The sequence below is a fragment of the Solwaraspora sp. WMMD791 genome, assembly GCF_029581195.1.
In the GTDB taxonomy this organism is placed as follows: domain Bacteria; phylum Actinomycetota; class Actinomycetes; order Mycobacteriales; family Micromonosporaceae; genus Micromonospora_E.
Map to the genome: position 1 here is coordinate 1,010,334 of NZ_CP120737.1, position 21,576 is coordinate 1,031,909.

Annotated in this window: 21 protein-coding genes; 10 read left to right on the forward strand and 11 right to left on the reverse strand. The window is 72.1% G+C overall.

Annotated elements, in window-relative coordinates:
• The first annotated feature begins 149 nt into the window (after nt 1–149).
• Nucleotides 150–1,625, forward strand: a complete 1,476-nt coding sequence (locus O7623_RS04210; RefSeq protein ID WP_282227273.1) for a polysaccharide biosynthesis tyrosine autokinase — start codon at nt 150–152, stop codon at nt 1,623–1,625.
• On the opposite strand, the gene O7623_RS04215 is transcribed toward O7623_RS04210, so the two are convergent.
• Nucleotides 1,612–2,202 (reverse strand): low molecular weight phosphatase family protein, encoded by a 591-nt coding sequence (locus O7623_RS04215; protein ID WP_282227274.1) that lies wholly within the window; start codon nt 2,200–2,202, stop codon nt 1,612–1,614. The two genes, O7623_RS04210 and O7623_RS04215, sit on opposite strands and share 14 nt — an antisense overlap.
• Before the next feature lie 123 nt (nt 2,203–2,325).
• On the opposite strand from O7623_RS04215, the gene O7623_RS04220 reads away from it, so the two are divergent.
• From O7623_RS04220 to O7623_RS04235, 4 genes are all read left to right on the forward strand, one after another.
• Complete coding sequence (locus O7623_RS04220; RefSeq protein WP_282227275.1) at nt 2,326–3,480, forward strand: aminotransferase class I/II-fold pyridoxal phosphate-dependent enzyme; 1,155 nt, start codon at nt 2,326–2,328, stop codon at nt 3,478–3,480.
• Nucleotides 3,477–4,142, forward strand: coding sequence for a NeuD/PglB/VioB family sugar acetyltransferase (locus O7623_RS04225; RefSeq protein WP_282227276.1), 666 nt, complete (start codon nt 3,477–3,479; stop codon nt 4,140–4,142). Before O7623_RS04220 ends, O7623_RS04225 begins: the two co-directional genes overlap by 4 nt.
• Nucleotides 4,143–4,188: 46 nt before the next feature.
• Complete coding sequence (locus O7623_RS04230) at nt 4,189–5,391, forward strand: glycosyltransferase family 4 protein (RefSeq protein WP_282227277.1); 1,203 nt, start codon at nt 4,189–4,191, stop codon at nt 5,389–5,391.
• A gap of 138 nt (nt 5,392–5,529) precedes the next feature.
• Nucleotides 5,530–6,723 (forward strand): glycosyltransferase family 4 protein, encoded by a 1,194-nt coding sequence (locus O7623_RS04235; protein ID WP_282227278.1) that lies wholly within the window; start codon nt 5,530–5,532, stop codon nt 6,721–6,723.
• Between the two features lie 129 nt (nt 6,724–6,852).
• On the opposite strand, the gene O7623_RS04240 is transcribed toward O7623_RS04235, so the two are convergent.
• On the reverse strand, nt 6,853–8,133 hold the full coding sequence (locus tag O7623_RS04240; protein ID WP_348775124.1) for a nucleotide sugar dehydrogenase: 1,281 nt from the start codon (nt 8,131–8,133) through the stop codon (nt 6,853–6,855).
• A 132-nt stretch (nt 8,134–8,265) separates the two neighbouring features.
• Here O7623_RS04240 and O7623_RS04245 point away from each other — a divergent pair, with 132 nt between their 5' ends.
• The 3 genes from O7623_RS04245 to O7623_RS04255 all read left to right on the forward strand — a co-directional run bounded on the left by O7623_RS04245 (nt 8,266) and on the right by O7623_RS04255 (nt 12,073).
• Complete coding sequence (locus O7623_RS04245) at nt 8,266–9,273, forward strand: GNAT family N-acetyltransferase (protein WP_282227279.1); 1,008 nt, start codon at nt 8,266–8,268, stop codon at nt 9,271–9,273.
• Nucleotides 9,274–11,145: 1,872 nt separating this feature from the next.
• Nucleotides 11,146–11,589 (forward strand): DUF1707 domain-containing protein, encoded by a 444-nt coding sequence (locus O7623_RS04250; protein ID WP_282227280.1) that lies wholly within the window; start codon nt 11,146–11,148, stop codon nt 11,587–11,589.
• A 127-nt stretch (nt 11,590–11,716) separates the two neighbouring features.
• Nucleotides 11,717–12,073, forward strand: a complete 357-nt coding sequence (locus O7623_RS04255) for a hypothetical protein (protein ID WP_282227281.1) — start codon at nt 11,717–11,719, stop codon at nt 12,071–12,073.
• Here O7623_RS04255 and O7623_RS04260 read toward each other — a convergent pair.
• The 6 genes from O7623_RS04260 to O7623_RS04285 all read right to left on the reverse strand — a co-directional run bounded on the left by O7623_RS04260 (nt 12,064) and on the right by O7623_RS04285 (nt 16,802).
• A complete protein-coding gene (locus O7623_RS04260; protein ID WP_282227282.1) occupies nt 12,064–12,687 on the reverse strand; it encodes a hypothetical protein in 624 nt (207 codons plus the stop codon). The genes O7623_RS04255 and O7623_RS04260 overlap by 10 nt on opposite strands.
• Nucleotides 12,688–12,928: 241 nt before the next feature.
• Nucleotides 12,929–13,084 (reverse strand): DUF6131 family protein, encoded by a 156-nt coding sequence (locus tag O7623_RS04265; RefSeq protein WP_282227283.1) that lies wholly within the window; start codon nt 13,082–13,084, stop codon nt 12,929–12,931.
• Between the two features lie 296 nt (nt 13,085–13,380).
• Entirely contained in the window at nt 13,381–13,965 is a 585-nt protein-coding gene (locus O7623_RS04270) for a TetR/AcrR family transcriptional regulator (RefSeq protein WP_282227284.1), read from the reverse strand.
• 210 nt (nt 13,966–14,175) lie between these two features.
• Nucleotides 14,176–14,421, reverse strand: a complete 246-nt coding sequence (locus O7623_RS04275) for a helix-turn-helix domain-containing protein (RefSeq protein WP_282227285.1) — start codon at nt 14,419–14,421, stop codon at nt 14,176–14,178.
• A gap of 172 nt (nt 14,422–14,593) precedes the next feature.
• A complete protein-coding gene (locus O7623_RS04280) occupies nt 14,594–15,892 on the reverse strand; it encodes a hypothetical protein (RefSeq protein ID WP_282227286.1) in 1,299 nt (432 codons plus the stop codon).
• A gap of 133 nt (nt 15,893–16,025) precedes the next feature.
• Complete coding sequence (locus O7623_RS04285) at nt 16,026–16,802, reverse strand: zf-HC2 domain-containing protein (RefSeq protein ID WP_282227287.1); 777 nt, start codon at nt 16,800–16,802, stop codon at nt 16,026–16,028.
• A gap of 120 nt (nt 16,803–16,922) precedes the next feature.
• Here O7623_RS04285 and O7623_RS04290 point away from each other — a divergent pair, with 120 nt between their 5' ends.
• Nucleotides 16,923–17,510, forward strand: coding sequence for a sigma-70 family RNA polymerase sigma factor (locus tag O7623_RS04290; RefSeq protein ID WP_282227288.1), 588 nt, complete (start codon nt 16,923–16,925; stop codon nt 17,508–17,510).
• Between the two features lie 64 nt (nt 17,511–17,574).
• Here O7623_RS04290 and O7623_RS04295 read toward each other — a convergent pair whose 3' ends face one another.
• Together O7623_RS04295 and O7623_RS04300 are read right to left on the reverse strand one after the other, a co-directional pair.
• Nucleotides 17,575–18,204, reverse strand: coding sequence for an MBL fold metallo-hydrolase (locus O7623_RS04295; RefSeq protein ID WP_282227289.1), 630 nt, complete (start codon nt 18,202–18,204; stop codon nt 17,575–17,577).
• The gene (locus tag O7623_RS04300) at nt 18,204–19,289 is read right to left on the reverse strand and encodes an S-(hydroxymethyl)mycothiol dehydrogenase (RefSeq protein ID WP_282227290.1); all 1,086 of its coding nucleotides are present in this window, start codon (nt 19,287–19,289) and stop codon (nt 18,204–18,206) included. The genes O7623_RS04295 and O7623_RS04300 overlap by 1 nt, the downstream gene beginning before the upstream one ends.
• A 184-nt stretch (nt 19,290–19,473) precedes the next feature.
• Here O7623_RS04300 and O7623_RS04305 point away from each other — a divergent pair, with 184 nt between their 5' ends.
• The gene (locus tag O7623_RS04305; protein WP_282227291.1) at nt 19,474–20,280 is read left to right on the forward strand and encodes an enoyl-CoA hydratase-related protein; all 807 of its coding nucleotides are present in this window, start codon (nt 19,474–19,476) and stop codon (nt 20,278–20,280) included.
• An 86-nt stretch (nt 20,281–20,366) separates the two neighbouring features.
• Here O7623_RS04305 and O7623_RS04310 read toward each other — a convergent pair whose 3' ends face one another.
• Nucleotides 20,367–21,557 (reverse strand): osmoprotectant NAGGN system M42 family peptidase, encoded by a 1,191-nt coding sequence (locus O7623_RS04310; protein ID WP_282227292.1) that lies wholly within the window; start codon nt 21,555–21,557, stop codon nt 20,367–20,369.
• Nucleotides 21,558–21,576 lie beyond the last annotated feature (19 nt).

Consider the following 21,576-nt stretch of genomic DNA (forward strand, 5'->3'; position numbering starts at 1 on the left):
TGGCGTCCGGCGGCGTGCTCTGGTCTCGTCCACTGACTACTGACAGCAGCAGCAATGCCACTATTTGACCAGAAATAGCCCGTTGACGCCGTAGATTGGTACAAGATGGTGCTGACCATGACGTAGCGGAATTTTGGGAGGCCGTACCGATGGAACTGCGGGACTACTTCGACGCGGTGCGGAAACGGTGGCTCTGGGTGGTGGCGGCGATGACCGTGACGGTGGGCGTCGCGGTCGTCGTCAACGTGCGGGCGACCCCGCAGTACGCCACCTCGGTGACGTTCTTCGTCTCGACCTCCAGCGCGCAGGGCGTCACCGACGCCTACCAGGGCGGACTGTTCTCCCAGCAGCGCGTCAAGTCCTACAGCGGGCTGCTGACCAGCGACCGGCTCGCCGACACCGTGGTGAACCGGCACAGCCTCGGGCTGACCGCCGGTGAGGTGCAGGCCCGGATCAGCGCCCGCCCGGTGCCCGACACCGTCCTGCTGCAGGCGACCGTCACGGACAGCTCACCGAATCGGTCGGAGCGTGTCGCCGTGGCGATCGCCGACGAGTTCGTCGACCTGGTCCAGCGCCTGGAGACCTCGCCCGGGGCCGACCGCCCAGCGGTCAAGGTGGAGGTCGTCTCCGGGCCGCTGCTCAACCCCACCCCGGTATCGCCCCAACCGGTCCGTAACGTCGCGCTGGGCCTGCTGCTGGGCCTGCTGGCCGGTGTCGGTCTGGCGCTGCTGCGCGGCCTGCTCGACAACACCGTACGCAGCGTCGAACAGATCCAGGAGGTGACCGCTGCGCCGCTGCTGGGCACCATCCCGCTGGACAGCACCGCCCGTCGGGAACCGCTCATCACCGGCCGGCAGACCCACTCCCCGCGCGCGGAGTCGTTCCGCCAGTTGCGGACCAACCTGCAGTTCGCCGACGTGGACAAACCGATCCGCAGTCTCCTGGTGACCAGCGCGATGCCGGAGGAGGGCAAGACCACCACCGCCACCAACCTGGCGCTGACCTTCGCCGAGGCGGGCAGCTCGGTGGTGCTCGTCGAAGCCGATCTGCGCCGGCCGCAGGCCACCTCCTACCTGGACATGGAAGGCGCCGTCGGTCTGACGAACGTCCTCGCCGGGCACGCCGAGCTCGACGACGTGCTGCAGCCCTGGGGCGACAGCGGGATGACCCTGCTGCCCAGCGGGTTCATCCCGCCGAACCCGAGCGAACTGCTCGGCTCCCAGCAGATGGCGGACCTGCTGACCAGTCTCCGGTCGCGCTTCGACGTGGTGATCGTGGACACCGCGCCGCTGGTGCCGGTGACCGACGCGGCGCCGATCGCCGCACAGGTCGACGGTGCCATCCTGGTGGGCCGCTGCGCCAAGACCACCGAGGCGCACCTGCGTGCCGCCACGGCCGCGTTGCGGGCGGTGGACGCCCGGCTGCTCGGCTGCGTACTGAACATGACGCCGCACCGCAGCGGCTCCTACCACTACTACTACAACGACCGTGGCCGCGGCCGTGGCCGGCGCGGCAGCCGTACGCCGGCTCCGGCGCGCCAGCGGCAGGCCACCGCTGTCGACACCACCGTGCCGGTCGGTGACCAGCCGACGCCGACCGGTGGCGCCGCCGTCAAGGCTTCATGATGAGGTCCAGCGTCGTGTCGACCGTCAGACTGATCTGCCGGGCGCAGACCCGGAAGTCGTCGAGCGGTCGCAACACCGGATCGGCGAGGTCGTCGGCCTCCGCGGAGACCGGCTGGACCCGGCCACGTGCGGCGGCGGCGGCTCGCACCAGGGCCCGCGCCCGGTCGACCAGGTCCGGCTGCGCCGGCGCGGTCGCGGCGGGCACCGCGCGGGCCAGCCGGCCGAACTGGCGGACGGTGAAGGTCCGGCCCACGGTACGCGGTGCCAACGCCACGCAGTGCGCCCGGTGCCGTCGACTCGCGGTCAGGATCAGATCTGCGGCGTCGAGCATGGCCGCGTCCACCTGCCGACTGACGAATCCGGTCGGATCGGCCTGGCGTTCCCGCAGCACGGTCTCGGTGTGCGGGTGCATCGGGTGGGCGACCAAGGCGTGGGTGCCGGCGCTGTGGGTGACGAAGACCGCCGCGTCGGAGCCCAGCCGGGTGGCGAACTCGTGCCGGGCCAGCCGTTCGGCCATCGGTGACCGGCAGATGTTGGCCCGACACACGAACAGGGTGGTGAACCGGTTAGTGGACATCCTCGCAACCAGCCATTCTGATCGGCCGTCGACCGCCCGGACGGGCGCGTGGTCGCCGCCGTCCGTCCGGCCGCGACCCGGTCAGCCTAGCGTCCGATTGGCCCGAATCGGCGGAGCACCACGATGACCGGGCAGATCCATCTGTCGGCGCCGGACGTCACCGGGCTCGAGGAAGAGTTCCTGGTCGCGGCGGTACGGTCCGGTTGGGTGGCACCGACCGGCCCGGACGTCGACGCCTTCGAACGGGAGATGGCGCAGCGGGTCGGCGTACGGCACGCGGTCGCCGTCAACGCCGCCACGTCCGGTCTGCACCTCGCGTTGCTGGCCCTCGACGTCGGCCCTGGCCACGCGGTCGTGGTACCGACGATGACGTTCGCCGCCGCCGCCAACGCGGTCGTCTACACCGGGGCCGAGCCGATCTTCGTCGACTGCGAACCGTCGACCGGCAACATCGACGTCGCGCTACTGACCGAGCTGCTCGCCCGGCGTACCGCGCACCAGCCGCCGGTCCGGGCGGTGATCGCGGTCGACATGTTCGGCCGCTGCGCCGACTACGACACCCTGCTGCCGCTGTGTGAACGCCACGGGGTTCCGGTCGTGGAGGACGCGGCGGAGGCCGTCGGTGCCACCCTGGCCGGCCGCCCAGCGGGCGGGTTCGGCCGGGTCGGTGTCTTCTCCTTCAACGGCAACAAGATCATGACCACCTCGGGCGGGGGGATGGTCCTCACCGACGACGCCGAGCTGGCCCGACGCTGCCGGCACCTGGCCAACCAGGCCCGCCAGCCGGTGCCGCACTACGAGCACACCGAGGTCGGCTACAACTACCGGCTCAGCAACCTGCTCGCCGCGCTCGGCCGGGCCCAGCTGCGTCGGTTGGACTCGATGATCGACCGCCGCCGGGAGACCCGGGCGCGGTACGCGAAGACCTTCGCCGACGTCGCCGGGGTGCGTCTGCTCGGTGCCACCGGGGACGCACCGGACCAGGGCAGCAACGCGTGGCTCACGGTGATCGTGGTGGACCGGCCGGCGGCCGGCTGGGCCGCCGCAGACCTCGGTCGCTACCTCGCCGACCACCGGATCGAGACCCGTCCGGTGTGGAAGCCGATGCATCAGCAGCCGGTCTTCGCCGACGCCCGGCGGGTGCTCACCGGGGCAGCCGACCGACTGTTCGCCGACGGGCTGGCCCTGCCGAGCGGTTCGGCGCTCAGCGACGGCCAGATCGACCGGGTGCTGGCTGCCATCGACGCGTTCCTCGACGGCGACCGGAGCCCCCAGTGAGCGCCCGGGACCTGGTCATCGTCGGCTGTGGTGGGCACGGCCGGGAGGTGTTCGGCATCGTCGCGGCGGTCAACGCCGCCAGCGCGACACCCCGCTGGCGCGTCATCGGATTCGTCGACGACGATCCGTCGCCGACGAACAAGGCCCGGGTGGACCGGCTCGGCGTACCGCTGCTGGGTGACCTCAGCTGGCTCACCGCCCGCGACGCGCCGCCGGCGTACGTCCTGGGCGTCGGCGCGCCGGCGTCCCGGCAGGCGCTCGACCGGCGGATCGCCGCCGCCGCTGCCGCGACGGCACGGCGTCCCCGCGCCGCGACCCTGATCCACCCGAGCGCCACCGTCGGCCCGGACAGCACCCTCGGTGCCGGTGTCGTCCTGTTCGCCGGGGCCCGGGTCACCACCAACGTCACCCTCGGCCGGCACGTGCACCTGAACCAGAACAGCGTGGTCGGCCACGACACGACAGTGGGTGACCACTGCTCGGTCAATCCGCTGGCCGCGGTCTCCGGTGACTGCCAGCTGGCCGAGGCGGTCCTGATCGGGACGACGGCGGCGGTACTGCAGGGGCTGAGCGTCGGCGCGGGCGCGACCGTCGGCGCGGGGGCGTGCGTCGTGCGCGACGTGCCGGCCGGCACCGTCGTCAAAGGGGTCCCCGCGCGATGACCGGCCCCAGGGTGAACAGCCAGCGAGTGCGCAAGGAGCAGTGATCGTGCGGATCGTGGTGATGCTCAAGACGGCGGAGGGCGGCCGGTGGATCGTCCCACAGGTCGAGGAGCTGCGCCGGCGGGGCCACGAGGTGATCGTGGTGCTACCGGCCGGTCCCGGCCGGCTGCGCGACCTGTTGCAGCGTGGCGGCGTGTCGATGGTCGACTCACCGTTCCGGTTCCGCTTCCGCCCGGGGATCGCGACGCTCGTGCAGCTGTGGCGGCTGCGGCGGTTGATCCGCCGGCTCCGCCCCGACGTGCTGCAGTACCACCACTATCACGCCGCGCTTGCGGCCCGGCTGGGTACGCTGGGGCTCGGCATCGCCCGGGTCTTCATGGTGCCGGGCCCACTGTTCCTGGAGTCCCGGCTGATCCGGGCGAGCGAACGGTTCCTGGTCCGGCTCGACGACGTGGTGATCGCCGGCAGCGGCTGCACCGCCGCGCGGTACCGGTCGCTGGGCCGCGCCGACCGCAGCCTGCCGGTCGTGCCGTACGGCGTGGACACCCGGGCGTTCCGCCCACCGGACGTCGCGACCCGGCTGGCGGCCCGCCGCCGCCTCGAGCTGCCGGACGACGTCTTCGTGGCGATCATGGTCGCCTACGTCTACGCGCCCAAGACCCTCGTGCACCGGGGCACCGGCATCAAGGGCCACGACGTGCTCCTGGAAGCCTGGCGGACGTTCCACCGGGACCGTCCGCAGTCCCGGCTGATCCTGGTGGGGGCCGGGTGGGACGCCGCCGGCGAGGATCACCGTCAGGCGCTGATCCGACGGTTCGACATCGCGGGCGACCCGAGCGTCGACTGGTACGCCGGGGTCGTCGACGTCAGCCGCTACTACGCGGCCGCCAACGTCAGTGTGAGCCCGTCGTTGTCGGAGAACCACGGCGCGGCGCTGGAGGCGGGCGCGGTGGCCGTACCGTCGATCGTCTCCGACGCCGGGGGACTGCCGGAGACCGTCGCACCCGACAGCGGCTGGGTCGTCCCGGCCGGCGACGTGGACAGTCTCGTCGCCGCGTTGCACTCCGCGTACGCGGAGTTCCGCTCCGGCGGGCTGCGGCGACGCGGGATGGCAGCCCGTGAACTGGTCGAACAGCGTTTCGACAGCGGCGACTGCGCACGGGCCGTCGCCGACGTGATCGAGGTGACCGGCGGGCTCCACCCGGTGTCCCGTCGCCGTCGGCGGCTGGCGGGTTCGGCCACCGGGTGAGCATCCCCCCGGCGTACCGGGACATCTCGCGACAGCAATCCTTCGATGACAACGGACTTGACGACGGTGGACGGGGGCACGGTGGACAGATGGTCAGGCTCCGCTACGGGCACGATCGCGGTCAGTACGGAAGCACGGTTGTTACGCACGCCCGACGGTGCCGTCTGGACGGTGTCCGGGCCGGCGCACGCGTTCTGGACCCGGTACCTGTCCGCGTTCGACCGGGTGCGGGTGCTCGCCCGCACCAGTGAGGTACCGCAACCGCCGTCCGGTGCGGCCAGGGTGGACGGGACCGGGGTCGAGGTCTGGCCGTTGCCGTACTACGTCGGACCGGTCCGGTACCTGCTCCACCGTCGGGCCCTGCGCCGGTCGCTGTCCGACGCGGTCCGCGACGTCGAGGGTGTCCTGCTGCGGGTGCCGTCGCCGCTGGCCAACCTCCTGGTGCCGATGTTGCGCCGGCAGCGCCGGGGCTACGCCCTCGAGGTCGTCGGTGATCCGCAGGATGTGTTCGCCGCCGGGGTGGTGCGCCATCCCGTCCGGCTGCTGGTGCGTCGCTGGGCCGCTCGCGCCCTGCGCGAACAGTGCCGGTGGGCCGTCGGGGCGGCCTATGTCACCGAGACCTACCTGCAGCGCCGCTATCCGCCCGGACCCAACACGACCGCCACCTGGTATTCCAGCGCCGATCTGCCGGCCACGGCGTTCGTCGACCAGGCACGGACCCCACCGCCCCGCACCGTACCGGTGACCCTGATCTCGATCGGCGCGCTGGAGCAGATGTACAAGGGCGTCGACGTCCTGCTGTTGGCGATGTGCCGGCTGAACGGCCGCGGAGTCGCGGTCCGTCTCGTGCACGTGGGCGACGGCCGGCTCCGCCCCCGCCTCGAACGCCTCGCGGCGCAGCACAACCTGACCGACCAGGTCACCTTCACCGGTGCCCTGCCCGCTGCGGCGGTGTTCGACCAGCTCGACCGGGCCGATCTGTTCGTCCTGCCGTCGCGCACCGAAGAGCTGCCCCGCGCGATGATCGAGGCGATGGCCCGCGGCCTGCCGGTGATCGGGACCTCGGTCGGCGGCATTCCGGAGCTGATCGGCCCCGACTGTCTGGCTCCGGCGGGCGACCCGGCGGCCCTGGCGGAGGCCATCGGGGCACTGCTGGCGGATCCGCAGCGGATGGCCGACGTCGCGTCGAGGAACCTGGCCAGGTCGCGCGACTACCGCGTCGAGGCACTGGCCCCGCGCCGGGCGGCCTTCTACCGGGCGTTCCGGGTCGCCTGCCGACCGGCCACGGTGTCGCCAGCGGTGACGCCGCGGGAACCTGCCGCCGCACGCTGAGACACGCACCTGCGGCGGCACGGTGGCGGTTGTGTCGGCGCGCAATGTCGGGCGTGACCTGACGCGGCCGACCTACGGGTCGGCGTACGCGGCCGTGCGGTGCGTGATACGACGCGCCCGGTCTGGTGGTCAGAGCAGTTCGGTGCCGGCGGTGGCGGTGAGCCGCCGCCGAGTGTCGAGCACCAGCGGCGCGGTGGCGAGCAGGTCGTAGTCGACCCCGTCGTGGTCGGTCAGCACGAGCACCGCGTCGGCGGCGGTGACCTCGTCGGCGGTGAGTGTCACGGGCCGCACGAACGACGGCATCTGCGCCGGCCGCAGGTACGGGTCGACGACCCGTACCTGCGCACCGGCCAGGTGCAGGAGTTCGGCCACCCGTACGGCGGGTGACTCCCGGCAGTCGCCGCTGTTGGGCTTGTACGCCAACCCGATCAGCAGCACGGTGGCGCCCCGGACCGCCCGGCTGTGCCGGTTCATCGCGCTGGTCAGTCGTTCCACGACGTACGTCGGCATGTAGTTGTTGACGTCGTTGGCCAGTTCGACGAACCGGAAGCTGCGACCGAGGCTGCGCTTGACCTCCCACGACAGGTAGGACGGATCGACGGGCAGGCAGTGTCCGCCGACACCCGGTCCGGGGGTGAACCGCATGAATCCGAACGGTTTCGTGCTGGCCGCGTCGATCGCGTCCCAGATGTCGATGCCGAGCATGTGCGCGTACATCGCCAGTTCGTTGACCAGGGCGATGTTGACGTGCCGGAAGGTGTTCTCCAGCAGCTTGGTGGTCTCCGCCTCCCGGGTGCCCCGGACCGCGACGGTGCGCTCCACGAGGCCGTCGTAGAAGGTCTGGACGGCCCGCAGCGACTCGGCGGTGATCCCGGAGACGACCTTCGGGGTGTTGACGAACGTCCACTGCCGGTTGCCCGGGTCGATGCGTTCCGGGCTGTACCCCAGGTGGAAGTCCAGCCCGGCCTGCAGCCCGCTGCCCTTCTCCAGCAACGGGCGTAGCAGTTCGTCGGTGGTCCCCGGGTAGGTGGTCGACTCCAGTACGACCGTCGCGCCGGGGGTCAGTCGTGTGGCGAGTGACCGGGCGGCGTCCTCGATGTGACGCAGGTCGGGTGCCCCGTCGTGCAGCGGCGTCGGTACGGTGATGACCGCCGTGCCGAAGCCGGTCGTGTCGGCGTAGTCGGTGGTGGCGGTGTACCGGCCGGTGGCCAACGCGTCGCGCACCTGGTCGTCGGGGATGTCCTCGACGTACGACGTGCCGCGGCGCAGCATCGCGACCCGCTCGACGTTGGTGTCCAATCCGACGACGCGATGGCCGACCTGCACGGCCCGCATGGCCACGGGCAGACCGACGTACCCCTGGCCGACGACGACTACCGGAGCGCTCTCCATGGCCTCGTACCCCCGCACGACAATGCAATAATTTGGACAAATGATATCTAAGCACCTGATCTTCGGCAGGGAGGCCGGTTTGCCGATCACCGTCGACAGCGCGGCCAAATCCAGTGGCACCAGTGACCGCCCACGCCCGACAATCGGCCGGTGTCCACCACCACCGACGCCCCGGCTCTGCCCACGGGCTACGTACAGCGTCCGCCCACGACCGCCGACGCGGCCGAGATATTCGCACTGATCGCGGCCTGCAACACGGCGGTCATCGGCCGGCCCGACTACACCCTCGCCGAGGTGGCCGACGAGTTGACCGAGCCCGACTTCGACCCGGCACGTGACGGCTGGCTGGTCCACGACCGGCAGGGCCGCCTCGTCGGTTGGGGCTGGTCCTGTCGCAAGGGCGACAGCGACACGGTCGACATCGACGTCTATCACGTCCCGCACGAGCCGCAGGTGGGCCGGTGGCTGTGGCACCGGGCGCAGCACCGTGCCGTCGCCATCGTCGCCGAGCGCGGCCACCGCCGCGCCGTACTCGACGCCGGGTGCTACCGCGAGGACACCGCGACGGCGGCCCGGCTCGCCGAGTACGGGTTCAGCGTCGCCACGGTGTTCAACCGGCTGTTCATCGCGCACGATCCGACGACCGTCCGGGCGGTGCCGTCGCCCGGCGACGGAGTCCGCATCCAGGACATGGCGACGGAGCCCGGAACCCGCCGCGACGCGTGGACGGTGCACCAGGCGGCGTTCGCCGACCACTTCGGCTTCGCCGCCAAGAGCTACGCGGACTGGACCGCCCACCTCGAGTCGCAGAGCAGCCACGACTGGAGCCTCGGCGAGGTCGCCTATCTCGGCCCGACCCCGGTCGCGATGGTGCTGCGCTCACACGCCTTCGTCGCCGACGAGCGCAGCGGCTACGTCTGGCTGCTCGCGGTGCACCCGCACTGGCAGGGCCGTGGTCTCGGCCGGCTGCTGCTGCGCCGGGCGCTCGCCGCCGACGCTCACGCCGGCCGTCGGGGCACGTTCCTGCACGTCGACACCGATCCGCGTCGGCCGGCGCTCGGGCTGTACCTCGCCGAAGGGATGCGACCGGTCCAGGTGATCGACGCCTGGCGGCGGATCGTCGCGCTGCCCGGCGAGGTCGGCGGCGGTACGGCGTAGCACCTCGTCGACCAGTGCGCCGTCGACAGCCGTCAATGACGCTGTCATCGTCACCACCACCAGGGTCCTGTCCACCTGGACCACCCCCAGAGCGGCCGTCTCGGTGACCCGCCCCGATCCGTGGCCGAGAGTCTGGACCAGATCCAGCCGCCAGGCCCGGTCACCGGCCACCGGAGCCGCCCGGGTGAACGCCTGGACCCGTAGTCCTGAGCCGCGGTCGGTGAAGTCCCGGCACGCCACACCCGCCCGGTCCGCCGCGGCGAACACCAGGTCCACCGGCTGCAGGTAGGACGCCACATCGATCTGCAGGGTGACTCGACCAAGCCCGCCCGCGTGCGGCGTGCCGGTGGCGGCGTACCGGGCGACGCCGTGACCGGTCCGGTGCACGGCCAACCCACGCAGGTAGCTGTCGATGACCGAGGGATGGCAGCGGCCCGTCGCGACGGGCCCGGCCGACGCCGGCGGTAGCGGGTCGGCCCGCCACGTCGGGTCGAGCACCTCCTCGATCGCCCGGGCCGCGCGGTTCGCCGTGTCGGTGTCGATCTGTGCGACGGGGCCGTCGACCCGGCCGGGCCGCGGGGCCCGCGCCGACGGTGCGGCACCCGCCTGTGGTGGTGCGCCGCGCCCGCCCGGGGCCGTGGCGGCGACCGCACCGTCCGGCCGCTGCGCCGCGTGGTCCGTCGGCGCCACCGCCGGCGCCGACGGACACGACCCGACCCCCGGGGTGACGACGAGGAACGCCACCGCGCCGACGGACAGACCGGCCAGCATCCCGACCGCCGGGCCCGGTCGCCGGCGTGCCGGTCCGGCGGCGGCGTCACGGGTCGCTCCCGCGAACGCGGCCAGTACCGCGCCAGCGGTCACCACGGCCAGCGTCGCCGGCACCGTTGGCGTGTCCGACGGCACCAGATGCCAGCCGATGGTGGCCAGCGCGGTGGCGCCGCCAACGGCGACCACACCGGTAGCCACCGCGGTGACACCGGCATGCCCCCGTACGGTCCCACCGAGTCCTCGGGCGACGACGGTGACCACGAGCGCCAGGGTCACCAGCCGCAGCCGGTCGGCCCACGACCCGCCGAGCACGGCACCGGACCCGAGCCCGGCGGCGACCGGAACGCCGGCGGCCAACCCGATGGCCGCCGGCGCCACCAGCCATGGCCAGCCGCGTAGGGCGCTGGCCCGCGCGGTGCGCCCGTCGGTGATCCGGTCGAGTTCGCCGCGGACCACCGGGTCGAACTCGGCAGGGCGTAGCGGGGCCGCGGCGAGTCCCGCCGGCAACACCACGGTGTCCGGCCGGCCCGGCCCGCCGTGGCTGGCGACCCGGCAGCCGCCGACCCGCAGCCGCGCCCACCGGGTACGGGTACCGCCGTGCTGCCGGCACAGCTCCCGGAAGCGGGCCTCGACCAGCGGATGCGCCGGCCGGTAGCGGGCGATCCGCCGTTCGTCGGCGAACGCGACCAGCAGTGCGCCACCGAGGCCGAGGCCCACGGCCACCAGCGCCGCGGCGATCATCAGCAGACCGACCGGCCGGGTCGCCGGTGTCAGACAGTCCGGGACCGCCGCCGGCCGGTCCGGGCAGTGCGCCAGGGCGTTGGCGTACGTCAACGCGATCGGGCGGTACGCCAGCGCCAGGGCCGCACCGACAGTGGCACCCACGGCGGCCAACGCGGCCACGACGATCACCAGCGGCCACGGTCTGCTACCACTACGCGCCATGCGAGACCCCTTCGCGGACTACTCTAAGTGGTCTAACGAATGCTCTCCGTTAGACATCATGGGGTACGTGGTCCGGTGGATCCAGTCCCGGTAAGCGTCTGAACTGCGTTGACGTGCATGGGGTACGGTGCCGGCAGGGGCTCGGGGAGGCGCAGCATGACGCAACGAGTAGGTGACACGCACCGCAACCAGGTCACCGGGCTGCTCACCGAGGCGGTCAGCGAGGGCTACCTCGACCTGGTCGAGTACGAACGGCGGCTGGTCGAGGTGACCGGTGCCCGGACCGTCGCCGACCTCACCGCCCAACTCGCGGATCTCCCGTCGAAGTTCCGCTGGGATCCCCGTACACCTGCGGTGACCGGAGCCAGCCGTGCGGTCGCCACCCGCACCACCGTCGCCCTGGTGACGGCGATCGCCGCGTTGCCGCTCACCGCCTGCTACGGCGCGGGTGCCCTGCCGGCCGCCGTGGCGGTGCTGCTCGCCCGCTCCGGGCGTCACCAGCCGGATCAGCGGGCCAAGGCGGTGGCGGCGACGGTGCTCGGGTTGGCCGGCGTCGCACTCGCCGTGGCCGTCGTCGTCGTGCTGATCGTCGTCGGCTGATCCGGACGTCTTGCGGTGCGCCCCGCTGCGGTGCCACCGCCGATCGTCCCGGGTGGCCCTCCCCGGAAAGTGCCACCTTGGCCCGCGCCGCATCCACGATCCGGCGTGGTCGGTCACCGTCGTCGGCATGCGCCTGCCACGAAGGGTCCTGCGGGTCGTCCTCATCCTGTCGACGCTGTTTGGCCTCACCGCCTGTGCCACGACGAGCGCGAGGTGCCGCGACGACCGGTGCACGGTGGCGGTGAAGACCACCGCCACGGCCAGCGTCGAGATCCTCGACCACGAGCTCACCTTCGACGACCTGGTGGACGGGTCCGTGACGGTGGTCTACGCCGGCGCGCCGTACCGCGTCGACGTCGGACAGACCGTCGTGGTGGGTCCGCTGTCGGTGACCGTACTGGCGGCTACGCCGGGCCGTGCGGAGCTGTCGGTCAGCACGCGTCAGCGTGGCGGCGCGACTCCCGACGACGCCGGTCAGCGTTGAATCCACAGTCGCAGGTCCTGGGGTTCCATGCAGGTGACGACGGCTTCGTGCAGCAACATCCCGGCGGCACGGGCGAGCAGCAGGTCGAACTGGCTGGTAGGTCCGTCGCCCAGTCGCAGCCGGACGATTCCCCGGCGCCGGTCGACGGCGCATCGCAGTGGCAGTTCGTGGGGCCGTCCGCCGGCACCGCGGACGAACACCCGTAGCTCCACGACGTGCTCGGTGCCCCTGGCCTGGCCCGCCGCCGGAGGACGCGGCCCGGGTCCGGCCGTGCCGCGGCCGGCCGGCTGTCGCTGCGGTCGGGGCGGTACGGGCGGTGGGCCTGGGCGGGGAACCGGCCGCGGCGTGCGGACGGACCGGTTCGGCGTCGGTGGCTCCGGCGGTGGCGCTCCGCCGGCACGCGGGGCAAGTTCGGGTCTACCCAGGAGTACGGTGTCCACCCCGGTGCCTTCGGACCCCGTGACGCGGTAGCGGATGGTGACGGCGGTGGGGGAGTGGGCCAGCACCACGCCGGTGCGCCAGGCCCCGGACCGGTGGATCCAGATCTGATCACCCGGTCGGTAGGGCGGTGCCTCCGTGCGTGTCTGCTCGAACGAGCGTGAGCTGCTTGCCATCGGCGGTCACCGCCGGACCGTACGCATTATTCGTGATTTGCCTTTGGTCGGTGGTGGATGGTGCCTGCCGTCAGCCGACGATACTTGCCCGACGCCGATGGCGGCGACCGTCGATGCCAGGTGCTCATTCGGATATTGCGGACCTGCCGGCGCCGTCCGGTGATCGAAATGGCAGATTCGCCATGTTTTCGGGGTGCCGACGACCGTCGTCGGCACCCCGAAAACATGGCGGCGGGCCCCGTCACCAGTAGTGTTTGCGCCCGCCGACCGGCCGACCGACGGCACCGAGGATGAAGAGGACCGCACCGACCAGCAGGAGGATGATGCCGAGCGTGTAGAGGATGGAAATATTCAGCACCAGGCCGAGGACCAGCAGAATCAGGCCGAGCAAGAGCATCTGGAGCTCCGTTCTCACCAGGGTTCGGGGGGACGGCGACTGATACCCGGGCCGCCAGGGTCTTCAAACGCGGCCGTGTGCCGCGGATCATCAGCGAGACAGCCGGGGCCAGTCAGCCACCCAGCCTCCTAGGATGCCGTACGCAGTGTGACGCCACCACCCGTACGTCCACGAACTACCATCATCGCAATCTGTCTTATGTAGACCTGACGGCCAGGTGCCGTAGCCAGCCGTGCACCGGGCAGGTCAACTGCCCTGGCACCCGCGACTGCGGTGCGCAGCGGCGGGGACGCGGTTCAGCCGCGCGTGGCGATACCGTCGAGGAAGATCGTGGTGCAATCGTCGATCAGGCGGTTCACCGAGGACCGGCCGCCGGGCTTGAACCACCGTACGGTGAGCCAGATGGCGTCCCGGGTGAGCCGGTAGAACGTCCGGGCGTCGACGTCGGAGCGCAGCGTGCCGTCCTGGCGACCGGCCTCGATCACCGTCAGCCAGACGTCCTCGACCTCGCGGGAGACTCCCTTGAGGTAACTGAACCGGGGGAGGGTCCGTAGATAGTTCGCGTCGTTCTGGTAGATCTCGGTCGCGTGTGGGTTGGCCGCCGCGCACTCCAGGGATGATCGGATCAGCTCGCGCAGTTGCCGGGCCGGGGGAGTGGGGGCGTTCAGTACCTGCTGGTACCGGCCACGGAGGTCGGCGAGATAGGACGAGATGATCTCGTCCACCATCGCCTCCTTGGATTCGAAGTGATGGTAGAGGCTGCCGGACAGGATCCCGACCTCATCGGCGATTTCACGGACCGTGGTGCCGGCCACTCCGCGGCTGGCGAACAGCGCTCCAGCGCGGTGGAGGATGTGGTCTCGGCGGCTGCGGGAAGTCAACCTTGTCTCCCAGATACGGTGTCGAACGATCGGACATTTGCTTGGCACCTTTCCGCGACGGGCGGTCAGCGTGACGCGTTGCCGGATCCGGCGGTCGAGCATCTGACCTTCTGACCTATGTGACCGGTGACCATGGGTGGTCTGTCGAGGGGCGGAGGAGGTACGCCGCCAGTGTAGGACCCGGTCCGTCCACCTTCTCCAGGTGTGCTGCTACTCAGTCCAGTGTGCTGCGTCGAGCGGTGGGGCGCTGTCCGGACGCTCAGCCGCCTCGGCGGTTGGCGCGGCGTGGTTGCCGCCGCGCCGGCGCACCGTGACGCCGGAGTAGTGCAGTCTGCGGTGCACGTAGCTGTAGGAGACGCCGAGGTCCGCCGCGATCCGCCGGATCGGTGCCCCGGCAAGGTACCGGGCGACGATCTGATCGGTGCTCGGACGATCTGCTGGCGGGCTGGCCGGCATGGCTGCTCCCTGCGTCACGGCGACGGGAGTCGTCGCCGGTTGCAGGTGTGTCGCGCTTCCCGACCGGCTGGTTGACCTGCCGGTGCTGTCGGATCAACGGCAACGGCCCGCCCGGGGGTGTCACGGTCACCGTGACACCCCCGGGCGGGCCGTTGCCGGGATGCCGATCCGGTCAGCCGACGCTCACGCGGCTGGTCGTGCCGGTCGAGTGGTCGTACCGGAAGACGTCCCGGGCTGCGTTGGTGTCACCCGGGACCAGGTCGGTGGCGTCGGAGCCGAACAGGACGAACCTGCCGTTGCCGCTGAGCAGGGCGGTACGTGAGGTGCCGTTGGCGGGGGTCCCGTCGGCCCCGGCGCTGACCAGCCAGGTCCGCCCGGCTTCGCGGTCGCGCAGGTAGACCTGTCCAGTGACGTCGTCGGTCGCGGGCGCACCGGTCAGGTTCGTCGACGTCGACTCGAATGCGACGTAACGCCCGGTCGCACTGAGGTGGCCGGCGCCGGCGCCGCGGTCGGCCTCGTCGCCGCCGTCGGCCAGGCTCACCCGTACGGTGCGGCCGGCCGCCGGGTTGTGCACGAACAGGTCCGCCGCGTCGTTGGTGTCAGCTCTGACCAGGTTGGCAGCGGTCGACTGGAACAGCACGAACTGCCCACCGCGGCTGATCGCCTGGGCGAAGGTGGTCGCGTCGGCCGCGTCGCCGATGGTGCTGGTGCCCACCGTGGTGGTCCCGCCGGTGACGACGTCGTGCAGGTAGGTGACCCATCTGCCGTCACCGGTACGCAGGTCGTAGCCGACGAACAGGCCGTCCGGGCTGGCGACCGGGGTCCAGCCGGGAGCCAGCGAGTCGGCCGGGATCGCGGTGATCATCCGGGTGGTGGCCTCGGCCCGGTCGCGGACGTACAGATGACGTGCGCCGGCGGCGGTGCCGCCGGACACCAGGTTGGTGGCGGTCGACTGGAAGACGACGTAGCGACCGTCGGCGCTCACCCCGACCGCGGTCGACCACCCGTCGGCGGCGGTACCGTCGGCGGCGACACTGATCAGGTCGGTCGCCTGCAGGTGCAGATCGCGCAGATAGACATCGGTGGTGCCGGCGCCGTCGCCGACAGTGAGGTCGTCGGCGGCGCTGGCGAAGACGGCGTAGCGGCCGGACAGGCTCAGCTGCGCGGGGCCGGTCACCGCGGCCGTCGGGACCTCGCCGTCGGCGGTCACGTCGACCAGGCTGGTCACCGCTTGGTGCAGGTCCCGTACGAACAGGTGCCACTGGGCGGTGCCGTCACTGACGACCAGGTTCGCGGCGGTGGAGGTGAACAGGGCGTAGCGCCCGTCCGCGCTGATTCCGGCCGGGGTCGAGAATCCGTCGGCCTGGATGCCGCCGCCGGGCGCGGCAGCGGCGGGCGCGGCAGACACGAGTACGCACACGACGCTGGAGAGCAGTCCCGCCGTCAGTCGTCGGGGGGCTGGCAGTGCCATATCTACTCCGGAAGGGGGCGTGAGGTGAGCGGGCCGGCTGGCGACGCCCGCGCGGCAAGCTACCCTAAGTCACCTATCGGATTCTGTCCGTTGCTTGACAGCTGTCCGGGTTGTGCGGATCGAAGCCGCCGGATCAGGCGGCACGGTCGTGCCGTCGGTGACGGTCCGGCCGGACCGTCACCGAGGCCTCGCCGACCAGCCGCAGCGGTGCCCGGCCGGCGGGCGCCGGGGCGTCGTCGTCGAGGTGCACCCGCCATCGGGACCGCCCCCGGGGCGTGCCGTGCACCGGTGCGTCGGGGTCACGACCGAGCCGGCTCAGCGTGAGCAGCAGCAGGTAGCCCACGACCACCAGGCCGTGGCTGAGCAGTCGGGGATAGTCGACCCGGCCGGTGATGGCGTCGTTGACCGACAGCAGCGCCAGCACCGCGACGAACGCGGTCAGGGTCGGCAGGATCCCCGACGGCCGGGTCCGTCGCAGCGCGATCCACGCGAACCCGGCACCCAGCGCGACGTTCCAGGCCGCCGACTCGTGCCACAGGTGGTTCGGCGCGGTCCCACCGATTGCGTCCGGTACGTGCAGGTGGCCATCGGTGACGCCGCCGATCTGGGCCGCGCCGAGCAGGAACTGGGCGACACCGAGCAGCCCCAGGGCGTACCGCAGGACGAGGGCGAGCCGGGCGGCGGTCAGCCGCCGGGGCGTCGGCAGCGCGGCCAGGACGGCGTCGTCGATCGCGCCGACCGGCAGCGTTCCGGTACGGCGGGCGAGGACCGTCACCGCGCTGGCATCGGCGTACCAGGTCCGGCACTGCGGGCAGCTGGCCAGATGGCCCTGGGCCGCCGCCGTCTCCGCCTGGTCGGCTTCCCCGTCGAGTTCGGCCGACAGCAACTCTCGATAGTCCGCACACCCCACATGTCAATAGTCGGTCCACCGGCCGGGACGGTTCCCGGCGGGGTCCCGGTTTCGTCGGTGCCGGCGTGCCCCGGCGAGGCGGGCTGTCGCCGACGGTGCGGTGCGGATACGCTTGCGGTCATGCCGCACGCCGGATCGGACGACGACCAGGTGACCCGTTGGGCTCTCGCCGCCCGGGACGGAGACCGCGCCGCGGCCACCGCGTTCATCCGTGCCACCCAGCCGCACGTGCAGCGGTTCCTCGCCCACCTGGCCGGCACCGGTGACGCCGAGGATCTCACTCAGGAGACCTATCTGCGGGCGATGCGGTCGTTGCCGAGGTTCGCTGCCCGGTCGACGGCGCGGACGTGGCTGCTGTCGATCGCCCGGCGGGTCGCGGTCGACCACATCCGGGCGGCGATGGTCCGGCCGAGGGTCGCCGACCTGGACGACTGGCAGACGGTCGCGGAGAGTGCCGGCGCCGGGCGTGGGCCCCGCTTCGAGGACGCCGTGGTGCTGGAGCAGCTGCTCGCCACCCTGGAGGTGGACCGTCGGGAGGCGTTCGTGGCCACCCAGGTGCTGGGTCTGAGCTACGCCGAGGCCGCCGAGGTGTGCGACTGCCCCGTCGGCACCATCCGGTCACGGGTCGCCCGGGCCCGGGAGGACCTGGTCGCGGCGATGGCCGCCCCGGGCCGCGCCGACCGTCGGCACCTGCGGGCGATCAGCTGACCGCTCCGCCGCGGTGACGGGTGGCGCTGCCGCACCTGACGGGGTGCGGCGCTGGCGGTGCCGGTCAGTGCCCGCGGGCCAGCCATTCGTCGAGCTGAGATGCCTCGGCACCAACGGTGGTGCTGTCGCCGTGCCCGGTGTGCACCACCGTCGCCGCGGGTAGTCCGAGCAGCCGCTCCTGGATCGACGTGACGATCGTGCCGAAGTCGCTGTAGGAACGGCCGGTGGCGCCGGGGCCGCCGGCGAACAGGGTGTCACCGGTGAAGACCACGCCGAGGTCGGCGGCGTACAGGCAGCAGGCTCCGGGGCTGTGCCCGGGGGTGTGCAGCACCTGCAGGGTGACCCCGGCGACGGCGATGCGCTGACCGTCGGCCAGTTCACCCTCCGGTGGCCGCCCCGGGTGGACCTGGTCCCACAGCACCCGGTCGGCGGGGTGCAGCAGCACCGGCGCGCCGGTGGCGTCGGCCAGCGCCGGCGCCATCCGGACGTGGTCGTCGTGGGCGTGGGTGGCGATGATCGCCTGGACGGTACGGTCGCCGATCACGGTGCGGATCGCGTCGACGTCGTGTGGCGCGTCCAGGACGACGCATTCGGTGTCGTCGCCGATCACCCAGACGTTGTTGTCGACATCGAAGGTCTGCCCGTCGAGGCTGAACGTGCCCGAGGTGACGGTGTGGTCGATCCGGACCGGCATCAGAAGATCACCACCGAGCGCAACACGTCACCGTGGTGCATCTTGGTGAAGGCGTCCTCCACCTGGTCGAGGGAGATCTCCTCGGTGACGAAGGCGTCCAGGTCCAGCCGGCCCTGCCGGTACAGCTCGGTGAGCATCGGGAAGTCACGTGAGGGTAGGCAGTCGCCGTACCAGCTGGACTTGAGCGCGCCGCCGCGACCGAACACGTCCAGCAGCGGTAGTTCGACCCGCATCTGCGGAGTGGGCACACCCACCAGGACGACGGTTCCCGCCAGGTCACGGGCGTAGAACGCCTGTTTCCACGTTTCCGGGCGCCCGACGGCGTCGATGACGACGTCGGCACCGTGCCCGCCGGTCAGCGCCTGGATCCGGGCGACCACGTCGTCGGTGCGGGCGTCGACGGTGTGGGTGGCGCCGAAGCCGCGCGCCCAGTCCAGTTTGCGGGGGTCGGTGTCGACGGCGATGATCGTCGTCGCGCCGGCGAGTGCGGCACCGGCGATGGCACCGTCGCCGACCCCACCGCAGCCGATCACCGCGACCGAGTCGCCCCGGCCGACCCCACCGGTGTTGATCGCCGCGCCGAGGCCGGCCATCACTCCGCAGCCGAGCAGCCCGACGGCGGCCGGTCGGGCCGCCGGGTCGACCTTGGTGCACTGGCCCGAGTGGACCAGCGTCTTCTCGGCGAACGCGCCGATGCCCAGCGCGGGGGACAGGACTGTGCCGTCGGTCAGGGTCATCTTCTGGGTCGCGTTGTGGGTGGCGAAGCAGTACCAGGGCCGGCCCCGGAGGCAGGCCCGGCAGGTGCCGCAGACGGCCCGCCAGTTGAGCACCACGAAGTCGCCCGGGGCCACGTCGGTGACGCCGTCGCCGACCTGTTCGACCACGCCGGCCGCCTCGTGGCCGAGCAGGAACGGGTAGTCGTCGCTGATGCCGCCCTCGCGGTAGTGCAGGTCGGTGTGGCAGACCCCGCAGGCCTGGATCCGTACCACCGCCTCACCCGGTCCGGGGTCGGGAACGACGATCGTGGCGACCTCGACCGGGACGGCGGTGCTCCGGGAGATCACCCCCCGTACCTGCTGGCTCATCGGAATCCTCCCGGAACATCGTCGTAACCCAGGTGTCGAACCTACCGCCGCTCGGGCCGGTGCGGAACCGGCTCAGTCGGTTCGTTGGCGGCGGCGGGTGCGCTGGTCAACGGGTCGCGGCGGGGCACTGTGCGGCAGGCGCGTCGGGCGTCCCATATTCTGGGCGGGAGGTTCCGGGTGACCGGTGGACGTGGTCGCGGGAGCCGACGCCACCGACCGGGATTCGGAGTTGACTGTGCAGACAGTGGTGTTGCGGACCGCCGACCATCCCGGCGTGCGGGTGCTGACCCTCGACGACCCTCAGCGGCGCAACGCGATCGGCACCGCCATGAAACGGCAACTCGCCGAGGCGGTCGCGACGGTCGCGGCGGACCCCGAGGCCCGGGTTCTGGTCGTCACCGGTGCGGGCAGTGCCTTCTGCGCGGGCGCCCACCTGGACGAGATCTTCGGCGGACCGCCCCGCCCGGTCAGCCGCACCCGCCACGATCTGGCGGAGATCTACCGCAGCTTCCTGGCGGTCCGGGACCTTGACCTGCTCACCATCGCCGCCGTGCAGGGGCCGGCCGTCGGCGCCGGGTTCAACCTGGCGATGTGCTGCGACCTGCGGATCGCTGGCCCGCAGGCGAGCTTCGGGGTGACGTTCAGCCGGATCGGGCTGCATCCCGGCGGTGGCGCCACCTTCTTCCTGGTCGACGCGCTCGGTCCGCAGCGGGCGATGCAGATCCTGCTGGACGGGGCGACGCTCGGCGCCGACCGGGCCCGCGATCTCGGCCTGGTGCTCGACGTGGTGGCCGACCCGGTGGCCGCCGCGCTGGCGGCGGCGGCCCGCTACGCCGACCTGGACCCGTGGTTGACCCGGCACATCAAGCAGAGCGTCCGGATCGCCGGGACCGACGGCCTCGCCGCGTCGCTGCAGTACGAGGCATGGGCGCAGGCCGCCACCGCCAGCGATCCGGCGGTGCTGGCCGGCCTGCTACGGGGCCGACGCTGACCACACCGCCGGGCGCATGGCGTCCGCCCCGCCGTCGCTGACCGGCCCCACCCTCGGCGCCGCCCCGGCGCTGACTGTCGACGGCCTCACACCACCCCGATCGGCCCTTCCCGGGGCCCGGCTTCCTGGGCCGGCTGTACCGCCAGCGACGGAAAGTCAGCCAGGTCGCCGTCGGGCTCGGCGTCCCACTCGGGGAACACCAGCTCGCTCTGCAGATACAGGCAGAGCAGCTGGGTGAGGTGCCGCAGCCCGTCGAGGTGGGTGCGTTCGTGACCGTGGGTGGCGTCCACCCCGAAGCCCAGCAGCGCGACGCGGGCGTGCGCGCCGGCCTCCACCGCCGCCGCCACGTCCGAACGGTAGTAGTCGAACACGTCGCGGACGAGGTCGACGTCGTGTTCGGCGGCGAGCCCGGCCAGCTTGCGGGTCAGGTGATAGTCGAACGGGCCGACACCGTCGCCCATCGCCAGGGTCGCGGCATCCTCCCGGGACTGCTGCCCCGGGGCGACGACCGCCGCGTCGACCGAGACGATCTCGGCCACGTCGGGGTCGAGGCCGTGGCTGGCGCCGTGGCCGACCTCCTCGGTGCAGGTGATCAGCAGGTGCGCGGTCACCGGCGGCTGCCGGCCGGCGTCGACCATCGCCTTGACCGCGGTCAGCACCGACGCCACCCCGGCCTTGTCGTCGAGGTGCCGGGACTTGACGTACCCGCTCGGGGTGATCGTCGGCACCGGCAGGATCGCGGCGAAGTCGCCGACGTCGATGCCGAGGGCCCGCAGCCCGGCGATGTCGTCGACCGGCTCGTCGATGCGGACCTCGACCTGCTCCCAGCCGACGCCCTGCAGGTCGACGCCCTCGTTGTAGCGGTGCCCACTGGCCTTGAGCGGCAGGACCTGACCGGTGATCACCCGGTCCAGTTCGTCGGTGAAGATCCGTACGTGTGCGCCTTCGGCGAAGCGGGCGCTGTGGGTGCCGATCTGTTTGAGCTCGAGCCGGCCGTTCTCCTTGAGCCGCTTGACCATCCCGCCGATGGTGTCGGTGTGCACCACGATGGCGCGGTCCGCGCCCGTGGTACGCGGACCGCACAGCGAGGCGCTGAGCGCACCGCGCCGGGTGACGGTGAACGGGATACCCAACGCGGACAGCCGCTCCCCGACGTACTGCTGCACATGATCGGTGCGGCCGGACGGGCTCGGGATGTCCAGCAACTCGAGCAGCACCTGCTGCAGGTAGTCCAGGTCCAGTTTCAGCGGGGCGGGGGCGTTCGGGTCGGCCGGCATGCCAAGACCGTACCGTCGC

What these genes read in the sequence shown, in the direction of transcription:
- O7623_RS04210 (WP_282227273.1), top strand. Translation starts at nt 150, where the DNA reads ATGGAACTGCGGGACTACTTCGACGCGGTGCGGAAACGGTGGCTCTGG.
- O7623_RS04215 (WP_282227274.1), bottom strand. Translation starts at nt 2,202, where the DNA reads ATGTCCACTAACCGGTTCACCACCCTGTTCGTGTGTCGGGCCAACATC.
- O7623_RS04220 (WP_282227275.1), top strand. Translation starts at nt 2,326, where the DNA reads ATGACCGGGCAGATCCATCTGTCGGCGCCGGACGTCACCGGGCTCGAG.
- O7623_RS04250 (WP_282227280.1), top strand. Translation starts at nt 11,146, where the DNA reads ATGACGCAACGAGTAGGTGACACGCACCGCAACCAGGTCACCGGGCTG.
- O7623_RS04255 (WP_282227281.1), top strand. Translation starts at nt 11,717, where the DNA reads ATGCGCCTGCCACGAAGGGTCCTGCGGGTCGTCCTCATCCTGTCGACG.
- O7623_RS04260 (WP_282227282.1), bottom strand. Translation starts at nt 12,687, where the DNA reads ATGGCAAGCAGCTCACGCTCGTTCGAGCAGACACGCACGGAGGCACCG.
- O7623_RS04265 (WP_282227283.1), bottom strand. Translation starts at nt 13,084, where the DNA reads ATGCTCTTGCTCGGCCTGATTCTGCTGGTCCTCGGCCTGGTGCTGAAT.
- O7623_RS04275 (WP_282227285.1), bottom strand. Translation starts at nt 14,421, where the DNA reads ATGCCGGCCAGCCCGCCAGCAGATCGTCCGAGCACCGATCAGATCGTC.
- O7623_RS04280 (WP_282227286.1), bottom strand. Translation starts at nt 15,892, where the DNA reads ATGGCACTGCCAGCCCCCCGACGACTGACGGCGGGACTGCTCTCCAGC.
- O7623_RS04290 (WP_282227288.1), top strand. Translation starts at nt 16,923, where the DNA reads ATGCCGCACGCCGGATCGGACGACGACCAGGTGACCCGTTGGGCTCTC.
- O7623_RS04295 (WP_282227289.1), bottom strand. Translation starts at nt 18,204, where the DNA reads ATGCCGGTCCGGATCGACCACACCGTCACCTCGGGCACGTTCAGCCTC.
- O7623_RS04300 (WP_282227290.1), bottom strand. Translation starts at nt 19,289, where the DNA reads ATGAGCCAGCAGGTACGGGGGGTGATCTCCCGGAGCACCGCCGTCCCG.
- O7623_RS04310 (WP_282227292.1), bottom strand. Translation starts at nt 21,557, where the DNA reads ATGCCGGCCGACCCGAACGCCCCCGCCCCGCTGAAACTGGACCTGGAC.